This is a genomic window from Dactylosporangium sp. CA-139114, assembly GCF_050955725.1.
GTDB lineage: Bacteria > Actinomycetota > Actinomycetes > Mycobacteriales > Micromonosporaceae > Dactylosporangium.
Map to the genome: position 1 here is coordinate 5,696,725 of NZ_CP192080.1, position 15,640 is coordinate 5,712,364.

General features: G+C 73.4%; 14 protein-coding genes. 5 read left to right on the top strand and 9 right to left on the bottom strand.

Annotated features, from left to right (window positions below; all coding sequences use genetic code 11):
* Positions 1–2 precede the first annotated feature (2 nt).
* From ACQP2P_RS24990 to ACQP2P_RS25010, 5 genes are read left to right on the top strand one after another with little or no spacing between them, the layout of a single operon-like run.
* On the top strand, positions 3–1,034 hold the full coding sequence (locus ACQP2P_RS24990; RefSeq protein ID WP_433604571.1) for a taurine ABC transporter substrate-binding protein: 1,032 nt from the start codon (positions 3–5) through the stop codon (positions 1,032–1,034).
* Entirely contained in the window at positions 1,018–1,800 is a 783-nt protein-coding gene (locus ACQP2P_RS24995; RefSeq protein WP_433604573.1) for an ABC transporter ATP-binding protein, read from the top strand. Before ACQP2P_RS24990 ends, ACQP2P_RS24995 begins: the two co-directional genes overlap by 17 nt.
* Positions 1,797–2,633 carry a TauD/TfdA dioxygenase family protein gene (locus ACQP2P_RS25000; RefSeq protein WP_433604575.1) on the top strand — a complete coding sequence of 279 codons (837 nt, stop codon included), beginning with the start codon at positions 1,797–1,799 and terminating at the stop codon, positions 2,631–2,633. Before ACQP2P_RS24995 ends, ACQP2P_RS25000 begins: the two co-directional genes overlap by 4 nt.
* A complete protein-coding gene (locus ACQP2P_RS25005; RefSeq protein ID WP_433604577.1) occupies positions 2,630–3,565 on the top strand; it encodes a sulfotransferase family protein in 936 nt (311 codons plus the stop codon). Before ACQP2P_RS25000 ends, ACQP2P_RS25005 begins: the two co-directional genes overlap by 4 nt.
* Positions 3,566–3,582: 17 nt before the next feature.
* Positions 3,583–4,458 (top strand): hypothetical protein, encoded by an 876-nt coding sequence (locus ACQP2P_RS25010; RefSeq protein ID WP_433619251.1) that lies wholly within the window; start codon positions 3,583–3,585, stop codon positions 4,456–4,458.
* Between the two features lie 48 nt (positions 4,459–4,506).
* Here the strand turns inward: ACQP2P_RS25010 and ACQP2P_RS25015 are convergent, their stop codons facing one another.
* The 9 genes from ACQP2P_RS25015 to ACQP2P_RS25055 all read right to left on the bottom strand — a co-directional run bounded on the left by ACQP2P_RS25015 (position 4,507) and on the right by ACQP2P_RS25055 (position 15,622).
* Positions 4,507–5,979, bottom strand: a complete 1,473-nt coding sequence (locus tag ACQP2P_RS25015; RefSeq protein ID WP_433604579.1) for a tetratricopeptide repeat protein — start codon at positions 5,977–5,979, stop codon at positions 4,507–4,509.
* A gap of 94 nt (positions 5,980–6,073) precedes the next feature.
* Entirely contained in the window at positions 6,074–7,039 is a 966-nt protein-coding gene (locus ACQP2P_RS25020) for a methyl-accepting chemotaxis protein (protein ID WP_433604580.1), read from the bottom strand.
* A 145-nt stretch (positions 7,040–7,184) separates the two neighbouring features.
* Positions 7,185–8,648: an MFS transporter gene (locus ACQP2P_RS25025; protein ID WP_433604582.1), complete on the bottom strand. Its 1,464-nt coding sequence runs from the start codon at positions 8,646–8,648 to the stop codon at positions 7,185–7,187.
* Positions 8,645–10,417 (bottom strand): IucA/IucC family protein, encoded by a 1,773-nt coding sequence (locus tag ACQP2P_RS25030; protein ID WP_433604584.1) that lies wholly within the window; start codon positions 10,415–10,417, stop codon positions 8,645–8,647. Before ACQP2P_RS25030 ends, ACQP2P_RS25025 begins: the two co-directional genes overlap by 4 nt.
* Complete coding sequence (locus ACQP2P_RS25035) at positions 10,414–10,944, bottom strand: GNAT family N-acetyltransferase (protein ID WP_433604586.1); 531 nt, start codon at positions 10,942–10,944, stop codon at positions 10,414–10,416. The genes ACQP2P_RS25030 and ACQP2P_RS25035 overlap by 4 nt, the downstream gene beginning before the upstream one ends.
* Entirely contained in the window at positions 10,941–12,215 is a 1,275-nt protein-coding gene (locus tag ACQP2P_RS25040) for a lysine N(6)-hydroxylase/L-ornithine N(5)-oxygenase family protein (protein WP_433619253.1), read from the bottom strand. Before ACQP2P_RS25040 ends, ACQP2P_RS25035 begins: the two co-directional genes overlap by 4 nt.
* Before the next feature lie 8 nt (positions 12,216–12,223).
* On the bottom strand, positions 12,224–13,711 hold the full coding sequence (locus ACQP2P_RS25045) for a pyridoxal phosphate-dependent decarboxylase family protein (RefSeq protein WP_433604588.1): 1,488 nt from the start codon (positions 13,709–13,711) through the stop codon (positions 12,224–12,226).
* Positions 13,698–14,915: an MFS transporter gene (locus tag ACQP2P_RS25050; RefSeq protein WP_433604590.1), complete on the bottom strand. Its 1,218-nt coding sequence runs from the start codon at positions 14,913–14,915 to the stop codon at positions 13,698–13,700. The genes ACQP2P_RS25045 and ACQP2P_RS25050 overlap by 14 nt, the downstream gene beginning before the upstream one ends.
* The gene (locus tag ACQP2P_RS25055) at positions 14,912–15,622 is read right to left on the bottom strand and encodes a siderophore-interacting protein (protein WP_433604592.1); all 711 of its coding nucleotides are present in this window, start codon (positions 15,620–15,622) and stop codon (positions 14,912–14,914) included. The genes ACQP2P_RS25050 and ACQP2P_RS25055 overlap by 4 nt, the downstream gene beginning before the upstream one ends.
* Positions 15,623–15,640: the final 18 nt, after the last annotated feature.

The following is a 15,640-nucleotide window of genomic DNA, read 5'->3' on the forward strand; positions in this document are numbered from 1 at the left end:
CCTTGCGAATCAAGCGTCTCGCGGTCCTCGCCGTCGCCACCGCTCTGCTCGCCGCGTGCGGCAACGGTGCCGCCGGTGGGAGCCCGGACAAGAGCGAGAAGACCATCCGGATCGCGTACCAGGCCTTCCCCAGCGGCGACCTGATCGTGAAGAACCAGGGCCTGCTCGAGAAGGCGCTGCCGGACTACAAGATCACGTGGACCAAGTTCGACTCCGGCGCCAGCATCAATACGGCGTTCGTCGCCGGTAGCGTCGACATCGCGGCCATCGGCTCCAGCCCGGTCGCGCGCGGGCTGTCGGCCCCGCTCAACATCCCGTACCAGGTCGCCTTCGTCCTCGACGTGGCCGGCGACAACGAGGCGCTCGTGGCCCGCAACGGCACGAACATCGCCACCGTCGCCGACCTGCGCGGGCACAAGGTCGCCACGCCGTTCGCCTCCACCGCGCACTACAGCCTGCTCGCCGCGCTGGACCGGGCCGGCGTCAAGGAGTCCGAGCTGACCATCGTCGACCTGGAGCCGCAGGACATCCAGGCCGCGTGGACCCGCGGCGACCTCGACGCGGCCTACACCTGGCTGCCGTCGCTGGACGAGCTCAAGAAGACCGGCAAGGTGCTCGTCTCCAGCCGCGAGCTGGCCACCGCGGGCAAGCCGACGCTCGACCTCGGCGTCGTGTCCACCGCGTTCGCGACCGCGCACCCGGACGCCGTCGACGCCTGGCGCAAGGCCGAGGCGAAGGCGCTCGACATCATCGCCGGCCAGCCCGGCGCGGCCGCCGAGGCGGTGGCCAAGGAGCTCAACATCACCGCCGCCGACGCCGAGCACCAGCTGAGCCAGGGCGTGTTCCTCAAGCCGGCCGACCTGTCCACCTCGGAGTGGCTCGGCACCGACGGCAAGGTCGGGGACCTGGCCAAGAACCTGCTCGCCGCGGCCCAGTTCCTCAAGGCGCAGAACAAGATCGACTCCGTACCGGACGCAGCGGTCGTCGAGAAGGCCATCTACACCAAGGGACTCCCAGGTGTCCTCACCTCCTGAAGCGGCCGTCGAGATCCGGGACGTCGAGCACCGCTACGGCCCGGTGACCGCGCTCGGCCCGCTCAGCCTCACCGTCCCCGCCGGCACCTTCCTGGTGCTGGTGGGGGCGTCCGGCTGCGGCAAGAGCACCCTGCTGCGGCTCATAGCGGGGTTCGAGCACCCGAGCGCCGGCACGGTCCGCGTCGCCGGGGCCGAGCCGGTGCCGGGCCGCGGCGCGGGGCTCGTGTTCCAGGCCCCGCGGCTGCTGCCGTGGAAGACGGTCGGCGGCAACGTGGCCCTGGCGCTGCGCTACGCCGGGGTCCCGCGCGAGGAGCGGGCCGGCCGGGTCGCGGAGCTGCTCGAGCGCGTCGGGCTGCACGACGTGGCCGGGCGCCGGACCTGGGAGGTCTCGGGCGGCCAGCAGCAGCGCGTGGCGATCGCGCGGGCTCTGGCCGTACCGAATCCGCTGCTGCTGCTCGACGAGCCCTTCGCCGCCCTCGACGCCCTGACCCGCGAGCGGCTGCAGGAGGACCTCCGGCGCGTGAGCGAGGCGAGCGGCCGCACGTGCGTGTTCGTCACCCACAGCGTGGACGAGGCCGTGTTCCTCGGCAGCCGGGTCGTGGTGCTCAGCGACCGGCCCGGCCGCGTCGCGCTGGACCAGCCGATCGACCTGCCGCGCACCGGCGTCGAGCCGGACGAGCTGCGGCGGTTGCCCGAGTACGCCGCCTACCGCGCCGAGCTCGGGCACGCCGTCCGGGCCCGGGAACCCCAAGGGAGTACCGTATGAAACTCGATCCGCTCGGCCCGGCCTTCGGGGCCGAGGTGTTCGGCGTCGACCTGCACCGCGCGACCGACGAGTCCATTGCCGACATCCGGGCCGCGCTCGTCGAGCACAAGGTGCTGTTCTTCCGCGACCAGCAGCTCGACGACGACGGGCAGGTGCGCCTCGGCCGCCGGCTCGGCGAGCTGACCGCCTCGCACCCGGTCGTCGGCGGCGTGGACGAGGCCCATCCGGAGATCTACGCGCTGGACAGCGCCGACGGCGGGTTCGCCGACGTGTGGCACACCGACGTGACGTTCATGCGCCGCCCGCCGCTGGGCTCGATCCTGCGCGCGGTCACGCTCCCGCCGACCGGCGGCGACACCAGCTGGGCCGACAGCCAGCTCGCCTACGAGTCCCTGGCCGCGCCGGTGCGCCGCCTCGCCGACGAGCTGACCGCGGTGCACGACGGCAACCGGGAGTTCGGCTACTACCTGGCCCAGCGCCGCGGCGGGCGGGGCAGCGAGTGGGACGGCGAGGTGGTGACCCGCCTCGACCCGGTCGAGCACCCGGTGGTGCGGGTCCACCCGGAGACGGGCCGGCGCGGGCTCTTCGTGAACCCGGGCTTCACCTCGCACATCGTCGGCGTGTCGGAGGCGGAGAGCCGCGGCATCCTCGACCTGCTCTACGCGCACCTCACCAAGCCCGAGCACATCGTGCGGCACCGCTGGCGCGTGGGCGACGTGGCGATGTGGGACAACCGCAGCACCGCGCACTACGCCAACCGCGACTACGGCACCGCGCACCGGGTCATGCACCGCATCACGCTGCGCGGCGACATCCCGAGCGGGGTCGCATGAGCCTCCCCGACTTCCTCATCGCCGGCGTGCCCAAGGCCGGCACCTCGGCGCTGCACGCGGCGCTCGCCCCGCACCCGCGGCTGCACCTGTCCGCCGTGAAGGAGCCGAAGTTCTTCCTGAGCGACGGCCCGCCCCCGCGCCGCGGCGGCCCCGGCGACGTGCAGACCTACCAGGAGCACGTGTGGCGGCGGGCCGACTACGAGGCCCTGTTCGACGCGGCCCCGCCCGGTGCCCTGCGCGGCGAGGCGACCCCGTTCTACCTGCACGACCTGGACTCCCACGCCCGCATCGCGAAGCTGCTGCCGGACGTGCGGATCATCCTGGTGCTGCGCGATCCGGTCGACCGCGCCCACTCCAACTGGGCGCACCTGTTCGGCGCCGGCCTGGAGTCCGAGGCCGACTTCCTGCGCGCGGTGGAGCTCGAGCCGCGGCGCGTCGCCGCCGGCTGGGCGCAGTTCTGGCACTACACGGGGCTCGGGCGGTACGGCAGCCAGCTCGAGCACCTGCTGGCCCACGTGGACCGGGAGCGGGTGCTGCTGCTGCGGTACCGCGACCTGCGCGACCGCCCCGGCGAGACCCTCGACCGCGTGTGCGCCTTCCTCGGCGTCGAGACCGGCCTGCTCGCCGAGGCCCCGCCGGAGAACGTGCGCGCGTTCGTCGACGACACGCGGGCCAACGCCGTCATCCGCCTCGCGTTGCGCACCGGCGGGCGGATCGGGCACCATTTTCCCCTGCCGGTGCGCAAGGTCGTCCGGACACCACTGCTCGGGCTGCTGCACCGCCGGCACGGGCCGCGGCCGCGGGTGACCGCCGCGCAGCGCGCCACCCTGCTGCCTCGTTTCGCCGATGAGATCCGCAAGCTGCAGGACGTGAGCGGGGAGTCGTACGCCGACTGGCTCAGCCTCGAACACGCCAGCCGCTACCAGCCGTGAGGGGACGTACCTTGTCTGTGCCGCCGCTGCCCCGCCTGCACGACTCCGCCGTGGCGGTCGCCCCGCCCGACGGCGGCACCGGCACCTGGGCGGGCGCGCCGAGCGCCTGGCGCGACGGGGAGGAGATCTACCTCGCGTACCGCCTGCGCCGCCCCATCGGCGAGGGCCGCGGCTACGCGAACGTCGTGGCCCGCTCGACCGACGGGGTGACGTTCACGCCCGTCGCCGAGGTGCACAAGGACCGCTTCGGCGGCGCCTCCCTCGAGCGCCCGGCGCTCGTGCGCACCCCCGACGGCCGCTGGCGGCTGTACGTGAGCGTGGCGACGCCCGGCACCAAGCACTGGCGCGTCGACGTGCTCGAAGCGGACTCGCCGGACGGGCTCGGCGACGCCCCGGCCAGGACGGTCCTGCCCGGCGACCACACGATCGGCGTCAAGGACCCGGTGGTGTACTTCGACGGCGTCCAGTGGCACCTGTGGGCGTCCTGCCACCCCCTCGAGTCCGACGAGCACGCGGACCGCATGTCGACCTGGTACGCGACGAGCCGCGACGGCCTCGACTGGCAGTGGCAGGGCGTGGCCCTGGCCGGGCGCCCCGGCGCCTGGGACGCCCGCGGGGTCCGGGTCTCGGCGATCGTGCCCACCGCGACCGGGGTGCTCGCCACCTACGACGGCCGCGCGAGCGCCGAGGAGAACTGGGAGGAGCGCACCGGCGTGGCCACGGGCACCTTCGACGCCCTGACCGCGACGGATGCCGAGCCCCTGACCTCGCCGCACGCGCCGGGCGGCCTGCGCTACCTCAGCGTGGTCACCCTGCCGGACGGCCGCCATCGCGTGTACTACGAGATGACCCGCGAGGACGGCGCCCACGAGCTGCGTACGGAGCTGGTTTGACGGGCTGGTTTGACGGGCTGGTTTGACGGGCCGGTCGGCCGGGTCCGCTCAGTGCTGCGCCACGAGGCGCCGGCGGAACTCGGCATAGGCGGACTGGACGACCCCGTCGAGGCGCTCGAGCTCGGCCGGTGACGGCTTGCGGCGCAGATGCACGTCGGTCTTGAAGTCGCCGTCCTCGACCCGCACGCGCAGGTCCTCGAGCAGGTCCGGCGGCAGCTTGCTCAGCACGAACGCGCGGAACGCCTCGGCGATGGTGCCGGGCATGTCGCCGCAGCCGCACGTGCGGCCCTCGAGCACCGCGCCGAGGTGGCTGCGCCCGACCATCGCGTCCGGGTGCACCGGGTCGAGCACGGCCAGGCCCTCCTCGATGACGGTGCGGGCCTCGCCGAGCCGGTCGCGGTGCTGCAGGAACAGGCCCAGCGCGATCCGGGCGCGGCCGAGCAGCTCGGGGTCGGCGCCGGTCTGCGCGATCCGCACGGCGTCGCGCAGGCACGGCTCGGCCTCGGTGAACCGCTCGGCCTCCTGCAGGGCCAGGCCCCAGTTGCGCAGCACCTGGCTGACCGGCTCGGGCCGGCCGGTGCGCACGGCCCGCTCGTGCGCGGCCGCGTACGCGCGCAGGCCGGCCTCCGTCTCGCCGGCCTCGCCGTGCGCGAGGGCCAGGCCCATCGCGGCCATGAGCGCGGCCTCGGCGTTGCCCTGCCGGTCGTAGGCGGCGAGCACCCGCTGGATGGCCTCGACCCGCCCGGCCTGGTCACCGCAGTCGCGGCCGAGGTTGGCCAGGCTCGACAGGGCGTTGAGCGTGGCCCGGTGGTCCGGGCCGAGCTGCGCCTCCAGCAGCCGCACCAGGTCGCGGACGATGCCGGCGTACATCCGCGGATCCCCGGCCTCGATCCGCCGCTGCACGGCGAGCGCCAGCTGTTCGAGCACGGGACCGGGCAGCCGGTCGGCGTCGGCGAACGCCTCGGCCCGGGGATCCGCGGCGCGCACGATCTCGGCCCGCAGGGCCAGCGCGACCGCGACCCGATCGTGCCCGTTGCGCCACAGGTTCGCGACCATCTCCTCGGCCGCCTCGCGCGCCGCGGGCAGGGCGCCCCGGCTCAGCAGCAGATCGGCCAGGGGCTCGAGGCCGAACGCGTAGCCGGGGTGTTCGCGGCCGTAGAACGCCTCGCGGGCGGCGAGCCCGGCGCGCACCTCCGCCTCGGCCTCGTCCAGCCGACCGGCGAGGCGCAGGGCCAGGCCGAGGTTGCTGCGGTACGTCAGGTGGTCCTTGTGCAGGCCGGGGAAGTCCCGCGGCGACACCGACACCGCGGCGCGGAAGCACTCGACGGCCCGGCCGAGCTGGTCGGCGTTGAGCAGCACGTTGCCGAGGTCGCACTGGGCCGATGCCCATTGTGGACTGCCGGCGCCGTGGCGGGCGGCGACGGCGTCGACCTCGCGCACCATGATGGCCTCGGCCTCGACCAGGCGGCCGTCCTGCAGCAGCGCCACGGCGGCATCGAACGGGGTGGGGGTGATGGTCACCGCGGGAGTCTAGGCCAGGCGCTCCCGCGGCAACGCGGCGATCTCGGCCGGGGGCGCACTGCGGCCTGATGCCGCCGGCGTCACCGTCGAATGGTCATCGGCGACTCGCCGCCGGCAGCTGCTGTTCGCGGACCAACAAGTCGACGGCCTCTCGCGTCGAGCGAAGTGCCTGCATCGCAGCGTTGATCTCTTGGATGCTCTTGACCGCCTCGCCGGTCCGGATGCGGATCTCCTTGATCTGCACCTCGATCTGCTCGGTAGCCTGACTGGTCTCGGTCGACAGTTCCTTGACCTCACCGGCAACGACGGCAAATCCCTTGCCCGCGTTCCCGGCCCGCGCCGCCTCAATGGTGGCGTTGAGTGCCAGCAGATTCGTCTGGGCCGCGATGCTCGTGATCAGCTTGCCCACGTTTCCGATCTCGACGCTGCTGGCGTCCAGCTTGCTGATCGTCGCCGCCGCCTCATCCGCCCGGGCGGCGGCGGCACTCACAGCCTGCCCGAGGTCGTGACTGACCTGGTCGAGTTTCGCCGCGGACGCGGTCAGCTGGTGAAGCTGGCCCTCGGCCGTGGCCATGAGATTCTTTTCGCGGTCGATGTCGAAGAGCGCGCCGGCGACACGCAACGGCACACCGTGGCGGTCGCGCTTCGTCGCCCCGGTCGCGCGAAACCAGCGATAGCTGCCATCCTTCAGCGCCAACCGGTACTCAACGTCGTACGGGACCCGTCCGGTTCGATCGTTGAGGTGGTTCAGAAATGCCGCGACCACACGGTCCACGTCCTCGGGGTGCAGCCGGGACGACCAGCTCGACAGGATGTTCGGAAAGTCCCGTTCGTCGGTAAAGCCGAGCATATGGCGAAAATCCTGGGACCAGTTGAAGACGTTGTTCGGGTTCACCGGATCATCGGCGACGACGTCCATGTCCCACAGGCCGATCCCGGCCGCCTCGGTCATGAGTTCGAACCGTTCGAGGGCTGCCGCCTGCCGCTCACGGAGCGACTCGACCTCCGCCCTCAGCGCCTCACGTTCGGAAGATGCCGCGACCGGCTGCCCGCTGTCCACCGTTGCAGGTTCGACTGCCGCCGAACCGTCTCGTTTCCGTCCCCAGACCATGCACGTTCCCCAAGCTCGCGGAGCCTCTTTGCTGCCCAATCGGCGGCCGGACGCCGACCTGAGGGTTTTGCCCCGAGCGGCCCGAACCGGGCACTCAGTCCCTTGCGGTCCCACCCCGCCCGGGATGCTCCCGCTCGCCGCCCAGCGGGGCAGCCGTGTCGGGGCCGCCGGACCACAGCAGCAGCGCGGCCAGCCAGCCGCCGGCGAGGACCGCGGCGGCGCCGACGCCCTGGCCGAGCCGCAGCCCGGCGGCGAGCGCGTCGAGGATCGGCGCCCGCTCGGCCGCCGGGGAGGCCGCCGACAGCGCGGCGGGGAGGGAGCCGGCGGCGGGGAGCAGGGCGGTGAAGCGGGCCTGCATGAGGGCGCCGAGCACGGCCACGCCCAGGCTGCTGCCGAGCTCGGTCATGGTGCCCTCGACCCCTGCGCCGGCGCCGGCGTCGTCGGCCGGGACCGCGCCGACGACCGCCTCGACGATGGCTGGGTTGGCCAGGGCGCAGCCGGCCCCCATGAGCAGCAGCCCGGTCAGCAGGCCGCCGTAGCCGGCGCCGGCGAACGCGACGGCGGCGAGCCCGGCGGCGAGCAGGGTCATGCCGGCCGCGATGGCGAGCGGGATGCCGAGCCGGCGGATCAGCGCCGGGCCGATGCCGGTGGCGGTGAGCACCACGACGCTCAGCGCGAACGGCGCGATCCGCAGCCCGGCCTCCAGCGGGGCGTAGCCGCGCACGAACTGCAGCTGCAGCGTCAGCAGGAACAGCGCGCCGGCGCTGCCGAAGGTGATGAGCACGACGCCGGTGACCGCGCCGACGAAGCGACGGTTGCCGAAGAGCTCGGGACTGAGCATCGGGTTGCGGGTGTACCGCTCCCAGGCCAGGAACCCGCCGAGGACCAGCGCTCCGCCGAGCAGGAACAGCGGCGCCCCGGCGATGATGGCGTAGACGACGGCGGTGGTGCCGAGCGTGGCCAGCGCCGCGCCGGGCAGGTCGGGCCGGCCGCGGGCGGGGTTGCGCGACTCGGGCACGAGCGCCCGCACGGCGGCCAGCCCGGCGAGCGCCAGCGGCACGTTGAGCAGGAAGATCGCACCCCAGTGGAAGTGGGCCAGGATGACGCCGCCGATGAGCGGGCCGGCGGCGAAGCCCAGCGCGTTGACCGCCGCCCAGATCGCGATCGCCCGGGGGCGCTCGGCCGCGTCGAACACCTGGATCGCGACCGCGAGCGTTCCGGTGATGAGCAGCGCGCCGCCTACGCCCATGACCGCGCGGGCGGCGACGAGCTGGGCCACCGAGCCGGCGAGGCCGGCGGCGAGCGAGCCGGCGCCGAAGACCGCCAGGCCGAGCAGCAGCATGCGACGCCGGCCGTACCGGTCCGCCGCCGACCCGGCCGCCAGCAGCAGCCCGGCCTGCGCGAGGGCGTAGGCGTTGATCGTCCACTGCACGTCCGCGGTGTCGGCCGCCAGCCGGGTCGCGAGCACCGGCACGGCCACGTTGAGCACCGTGTTGTCCAGCACGACGACCAGCTCGGCGAGGCACAGCACGCCGAGCACCCACCACCGGCGGGTCATGGCCGGAACGGCGCGAGCGGGTTGCGCAGCGTGCCGACGAGCTGCAGGGCCGCGGACGGGTCGGCCAGGTCGACCATCTGGCGGTTGTCGCGCAGCTGCAGCCGGTTCAGGCAGGACAGCGAGAACTCCGGCGCGAACAGGTCGTAGCGCTCGAAACGCTCCGACAGCCCCGGTACCGCCGACTGGTAATCGGCGACGCAGGCGGCGACGGTGCCCCAGAACGCGGTCTCCGTGAGCACCCCCCGATCGGCGAGGAGCGCGCCCAGGTAGCGCAGAAAGCCGTCGAAGACGTCGGTGAAGATGGACAGCAGGCGCATCTGCTCGGGCACGTCGGCCCGGATGCGCTCGACAGCAGCGGGCAGCGCGACGCGCCCGTCCATGACGACGATCTCCTCGGCGATGTCCTTGAACAGCACCCGGGTCACGACGTCGCCGTCGAGGACCAGGATGACGTTCTCGCCGTGCGGCATGAAGGCCAGGTCGTAGGCGTAGAAGCTGTGCAGCAGCGGGGTCAGGTAGGCGTCGAGGTAGCGGCGCAGCCAGGCGGCCGGGTCGAGCCCGGAGCGCTCGATGAGCGTCGCGGCGAGCGAGTGGCCGCGCTCGTCGACGTGCAGCAGCGCGGCCATGGTGGCCGGCCGCTCGCCCGGGGCCAGGCCGGCGACCGGGCTCTCCCGCCAGAGCGCGGCGAGCATCTTGCGGTACGGCGAGTACCGGTCGGTCGCCGCCTCGTACTGCCGGTGCCGGTAGCCGACGGCCGCCCGCTCGCGCAGGATGCCGATCCCGGTCGCCTTGAGGACCTCGTCGCCGGCGATGAGGCCGGCGAGCCAGTCGTTGATGCCGGGCGTGGCCTCCATGTAGGCGGCGGAGAGGCCGCGCATGAAGCCCATGTTCAGCACCGAGATCGCGGTCTTGACGTAGTGCCGCTCGGGGTGCGAGGCGTTGAAGAACGTGCGGATCGACTGCTGGGCGAGGTACTCGTCGGGGCCGCGGCCGAGCAGGACCAGCCGCCGGGTGGCGAGCTCGCCGGCGAAGGTGACCGAGAGCTTGTTCCACCACTGCCACGGGTGCACCGGGACATAGAGGTAGTCGGCCGGGTCGAGGCCGAGGTCGGCGAGGGTGCCGGCGAACCGGGCCATTGTCTCGTCGCCGAGCTCGGCCCGCAGGTGCCGGTCGTAGTCGGTGTCCGCGCTACAGGTGAAGGTGGCGTGGTCGCGGTGCGCGGCGAGCCACATCAGCCGCACCGGCGCGGCCACCTCGGGCGCGTAGCGGTGGTAGTCGTCGATGCCGAAGCCGATGCGGCCGTTGTTGGCGACGAAGCCGGGGTGGCCCTCGCTCATCCCGGCCTCGATCGCCTGGAAGTCGGCGCCGGCCAGGTCGCGAGCGCAGACCGGGGTACGGCTGAGCTTGTAGGCGCTGGAGGCCAGCGTCGCGGTGATCTCCTCCAGGTAGACCGGCAGGACCTCGTCGCGCAGCTCGAGCTGCCCGCGCAGGTCCAGCATCAGCTCGACCGCGTCGAGGGGCAGCTCCACGCCGTCGCGGCGCCGGGTGATGCTGTCCGGGTCGATCTGCCAGGTGTCGAGCGCGCGCAGGGTGGCCGTGAAGCGGTACTCCACCGAGCCGTCGTCGCTGTGGACCGCGTAGGAGCCGTCCTGGAGCACCGGGGTGAGCAGCCGCTCGTGGCTGAACTCGGCGAGGGCCTTGCGGACCAGCGCCCGGTTGGCGGCGGCCCAGCGGGCGGGGTCGAGGTGGGCTGTGGCGGCGAGGTTCACGCGGACGCTCCGGTGGCGATGAGGAACTGCTCGCGGGTACACACGCTCAGCAGTGCGGTCTTCTCGGGCTTGGCGATCGGTCCGACGACGCGGAACCCGACCGCCGCGTTCAGGGCGTGCACGGCCGTGTTGCGCACGTCGGGCTCTACGACCACGCGACGGGTCGCCGGGTCCGCGAAGAGCCAGGCCATGACGGCGGTGATGACGCCGCGGGTGAAGCCGGACACCGGGGTGTCCGTCGGCGCGGTGAGGAAGTGCATGCCGACGTCGCCGTCCTCGGCCGCGTAGAGCCCCACGAGGTCCACGTGGCGGGGGTCGTACCGCTCGGCGAGGAAGGCCGGTTCGCCGTGGTACAGCCCGAGGAAGGCGTCGTGGTGCGGGTGGGCGGCGATGCGGCGGTACTCCGCGGCGACGGCCTCGACGGTGTAGCCCTGCATCAGCCAGTACACGGCCTTCGGGTGCGTGACCCACCGGTGCAGCAGGACCGCGTCGGCGTCCGCGTCCAGCGGCCGCAAGGCAAAGCTCACGCCGCCACCCCGAACTCCTGGAAGGCGATGCTCTTCTCGATCGGGTAGTGCTCCCGGCCGAGCAGCTCCCGGATGATCCACGAGTTGCGGTAGGCGCCCATGCCGAGGTCGGGCGAGGTGATGCCGTGCGTGTGGGTGCCGCCGTTCTGCAGGAACACGCCGCGGCCGGTGACGTCGACGCTGTAGTTGCGGGCCACGTCGAGGCGGCCGTGGCCGTCCCAGCGCAGCCGGTGCCGTACCCCGTCCAGGAAGGCGGGCGGCGTGAACCGGTATCCGGTCGCCAGGATCAGCCCCTCGGTGGTGAGCTCGAAGTCGCGCCCCTGCTCGTCGTGGTGCAGCCCCAGGGTGTACGCCCCGCTCGCCGGGTCGTAGGCCGCCGAGACCAGCTCCGTGTTGGTGAGCAGCCGGGTCGGCACCGGCCGCTCGACGCTCTTGACGTAGAGCAGGTCGTAGATCTCGTTGATGAGGTCGCTGTTGACGCCCTTGTAGAGCCCCTTCTGGGCGGCCTCCAGGCGGTAGCGGGCGGGCTCCGGCAGCGCGTGGAAGTAGTCGATGTAGTCCGGCGAGGTGATCTCCAGCGTCAGCTTCGTGTACTCCAGCGGGAAGAACCGCGGCGAGCGGGTCACCCAGTTGAGCTGGTAGCCGTGGCCGTCGATGTCGCCGAGCAGGTCGCGGTAGATCTCGGCGGCGCTCTGCCCGCTGCCGACGATCGTGATGCTGCGCTTGCCCCGCAGCGCGTCGCGGTGCTGCAGGTAGGCCGAGTTGTGCAGCACGTCGCCGGCGAGGCCTTCGCACGCCGGCGGGATGAGCGGCGGCGTGCCGGTGCCCACGACGAGGTGCCGCGCCTTGCTCGTAGACAGTCCACTGTGGACGATGTAGCAGCCGTCGGCCGGGTCGTAGCACACCTCGGTGACCGCCTCGCCGAAGCGCACGCTGCGCAGCCGCTGCGCCGCCCACCGGCAGTAGCCGCTGTACTCGCTGCGCAGCGGGTAGAAGCTCTCCCGGATGTAGAACGGGTAGAGCCGGCCGGTCTCCTTGAGGTAGTTGAGGAAGCTGTACGGCGAGGTCGGGTCGGCCAGCGTCACCAGGTCGGACATGAAGGGCGTCTGCAGGTGGGCACCCTCGACCATCATGCCGGGGTGCCAGCCGAAGTCGGCCCGGGGCCGGGCCTCCAGGAACAGCGCGTCGAGCTCGTCGATGGGCTCGACGAGGCAGGCCAGGCCGAGGTTGTACGGCCCGAGGCCGATGCCGATGACGTCGTAGGTGTGCATGGCCGTCCTCACGCGGTGCAGGCGAGCAGGGGGGCGGTGGCCCGGGCGACGTAGGCCTCGGCGTGCCCGGCGATGAGCTCCAGGACCGTCGCGATGTCCTCGACGGTGGTCTCCGGGTTGAGCAGCGTGAACTTCAGGAAGTGCCGGCCGTCCACCTTGGTTGCGGCCACGACGGCCGCCCCGGAGGCGGCGAGGGCCTCGCGGGCGTGCAGGTTGACCGCGTCGGCGTGCACCCGGCCCGCCCCGGTCGGCAGGTAGCGGAAGACGACGGTGCTCAGCGCGGAGCGCGTGACGACCTCGAAGCGCGGGTCCTCGGCGAGCAGGTCCCAGGCGGCCGCGGCCCGGTCGACGACGTCGTCGAAGAGCGCCCCGATCGCGTCGGCGCCCATGATCCGCAGGGTCATCCACAGCTTCAGCGCGTCGAACCGGCGGGTGGTCTGCAGGCTCTTGTCGACCTGGTTGGGGATGCGCTGCTCGGCCATGCGGGCCGGGTTGAGGTAGTCGGCGTGGTAGGTGGCGTGCCGCAGCCTCCGCCCGTCGGCCACGACGAGGGCGCTGGAGCTGACCGGCTGGAAGAACGACTTGTGGTAATCGACCGTCACCGAGTCAGCCCGCTCGATCCCGGCCAGCAGGTGCCGCCGGGTGGTGGAGGCCAGCAGCCCGCAGCCGTAGGCGGCGTCGACGTGCAGCCACACGCCGGCCGCGGCGCACCGCTCGGCGATCGCCGGCAGCGGGTCGATCGAGCCGAAGTCGGTGGTGCCGGCGGTGGCCACGACCGCCATGACGACCTGGCCGCGCTCGCGGCAGCGGGCCAGTTCCCGGTCCAGCGCCACCGGGCGCATCCGCCGGTCGGCGTCGACGCCGACGGCGACGACCGCGTCCGGGGCCAGGCCGAGCAGCTTGGCCGACTTCTGCACGCTGAAGTGCCCGGCCGCGGAGGCGAGGATGCGCAGGCGGGGCAGCGCCGCGGCCCGGGACGGTCCCGTCGCGGCGAGGGCCTCCTCGCGGGCCAGCAGGAGCGCCTGCAGGTTGGACTGGCTGCCGCCGCTGGTGAAGACGCCGTCGGCGGCCGGGCCGAAGCCGATCCGCCGGGCGGTCCAGTCGACCAGGCGCCGCTCGATGAGGGTCCCGCCGGCGCTCTGGTCCCAGGTGTCCATCGACGAGTTGACGGCCGCGAGGATCGCCTCGCCGAGCACGGCCGGGATGACCACGGGGCAGTTGAGGTGGGCCAGGTAGCGGGGGTGGTGGAAGTACACCGCGTCGCGCAGGTAGACGTCCTCGAGCTCCGCCAGCGCGGCCAGCGGGTCGCCGAGCGGCCGGTCGAGGTCGACCGAGTCGACGATCGGCGCGAGCACGTCGGGCGTCACGCCGCTGCAGGGCCGCTCGGTGGTGGCGATCCGGGCCGCCACCCGGTCGACGCCCTCGTTGAGCAGCCGGCGGTACCGGTCCGCCGTGTCGTTGGTGAGCAGGTGCGCGCGGGCGTCAGACAGTGGCATGTTCGTCCTTGACCTGGGTGGCGGTGACGGGGAGCCGGCGCAGCCCGAGGGCGGTCCCGGCGGCGAGCGCGACGAAGGCGGCGACGGCGACGGCGGCGTAGCCGACCCAGGCGGCGGCGTACAGCCCGGCCGAGGCGGCGACGAAGGAGACCGCGAGACCGGCCGAGGAGAGCATCGTGAAGTCGGTGCCGCCGGTCGCGGGCCGCGAGTAGTCCATGTTGACCGTGTAGATCACGACGTTGACGGCGGTGTAGGCGGCCATGAACGCGCACAGGGCGACGATCGTCCCGGCGGCCGGGGCGCGGCCGGCCAGCAGCGGCAGCAGGCCCAGGACGGCGAGCGCGAGCAGCGCGCCGGCGACCCCGAGGACCCGGCCGCGGCCGAACCGCCCGACGAGGCCGCCGGTGACGAGCCCGGCCACCACCGCGGGGATGCTGACCACGACGCCGGTGACGGTGCCGATGCGGGCCTCGGACCAGCCGGCGTCGACCAGGGCCGGGGTGACCAGCGCCCACGCCGCGCCGGCGCCGACGTAGAGCAGCGTGACCACGGCGAACGTCCAGGGCCGGGCGCCGGGCTGGCCGAAGACGGAGAGCAGGGCGCGGTACGCCGCGCCGGTGCCGCCGAGCCGGTCGAGGCGCTCGGGCTCCCGCAGCCGCCACACCGTGAACAGCCCGGCGGCGGTGAGCGCCGCCATGAGCAGCACCGCGGCGGTCCAGCCGAGGCGGTCGTAGGCGATGAGGCAGACGCCGCCGCCCAGGACGGTGCCGAGCGAGACGCCGGCGAGCTGGATCCCGTTGCCGGCGCCGCGCTCGTCCTCGGCCAGCAGCCGCACGGCGATCGCGTCGACGGCGATGTCCTGGGTCGCGGACAGCAGCACGTACACCGCGCAGACCAGCACAAGCGGGCCGAGGCCGGCGCCGGGAGGGTCGAAGGGCAGCAGCGCGAGCAGCGACAGGACCAGCCCGGACTGCAGGACCAGCAGCCAGGAGCGGTAGTGCCCGCGGGAACGCGAGCCGAACCGGTCCAGCAGCGGTGCCCACAGCACCTTGAGCGGCCAGACCAGGCCGATCAGGGTGAGCGCGCCGAGCGTTTCGAGCGGGGTGCCGCCGTCGCGCAGGATGGTGATCAGGCCGACGGTGATGAAGCCGACCCCGACGTACTGGGTCACGTAGAGCATCAGCAGCGTGAGGTTGCGGTTCACGAGGCGCTCCAGTAGCCCAGCGCCGAGACCCGGTGCTTGTCGACGCCGAGGTCCTTGCGCAGGTGGCGGGCCAGGGCCCGGGTGCTGGCGGCCTCGCCGGCGACCCAGTAGTAGGCGCCGTCGCTCTGCGGCAGGCCGGCCTTGACGGTGTCGAGCAGCAGCCGGCCGCCGTCCTTGCGGGGCAGCCAGGTGACGGTGTCGCCGGCCCGGGCCCGCACGGGCAGGGCCCGCTCGTGCTCGTGGGCATACTCCAGCCATACCGTCGCGGGGCTGTCGCCGGCGTCGTCGAGCAGGCTGTTGACGGCGGGCAGCGAGGCCGCGTCGCCGACCGCGAAGACGTGGCGCGGCCGCGGGTCGGGCCAGCGGAAGCCGCTGCCCTGCACGGTCGCATCGATGGTGTCACCGACGGCGGCGGCGCTCGCCCAGTGGGCCGCGCACCCGTCGTGCAGCGCGAACACCAGGTCGAACGCGCCGGTCGCCGGGTCGGGGTCGACCAGGGTGTATGCCCGCTGGTGGGCCCGGCCGGCGTTGTCGAACCAGAGCCGGATCCACATGGTGGGGTGGACGCCGCAGGCCTCGAGCAGGCCGCCGCCGTCGACGCGCAGGCGACGGTAGCCGTCGCCGACGGGCTCGGCACCCAGCACGGTCAGCCGGAAGTTCCGGCCGCCCATCGCCTTGAGCACGAGCGCTTCCCAGTTCCGCTGCACGCGTCCCTCCAGTTAGGC

Bases quoted from the DNA above. Each gene is read 5' to 3' on its own strand.
- ACQP2P_RS25000 (WP_433604575.1), top strand. From the start codon at position 1,797: ATGAAACTCGATCCGCTCGGCCCGGCCTTCGGGGCCGAGGTGTTCGGC.
- ACQP2P_RS25005 (WP_433604577.1), top strand. From the start codon at position 2,630: ATGAGCCTCCCCGACTTCCTCATCGCCGGCGTGCCCAAGGCCGGCACC.
- ACQP2P_RS25025 (WP_433604582.1), bottom strand. From the start codon at position 8,648: ATGACCCGCCGGTGGTGGGTGCTCGGCGTGCTGTGCCTCGCCGAGCTG.
- ACQP2P_RS25040 (WP_433619253.1), bottom strand. From the start codon at position 12,215: ATGCACACCTACGACGTCATCGGCATCGGCCTCGGGCCGTACAACCTC.
- ACQP2P_RS25045 (WP_433604588.1), bottom strand. From the start codon at position 13,711: ATGCCACTGTCTGACGCCCGCGCGCACCTGCTCACCAACGACACGGCG.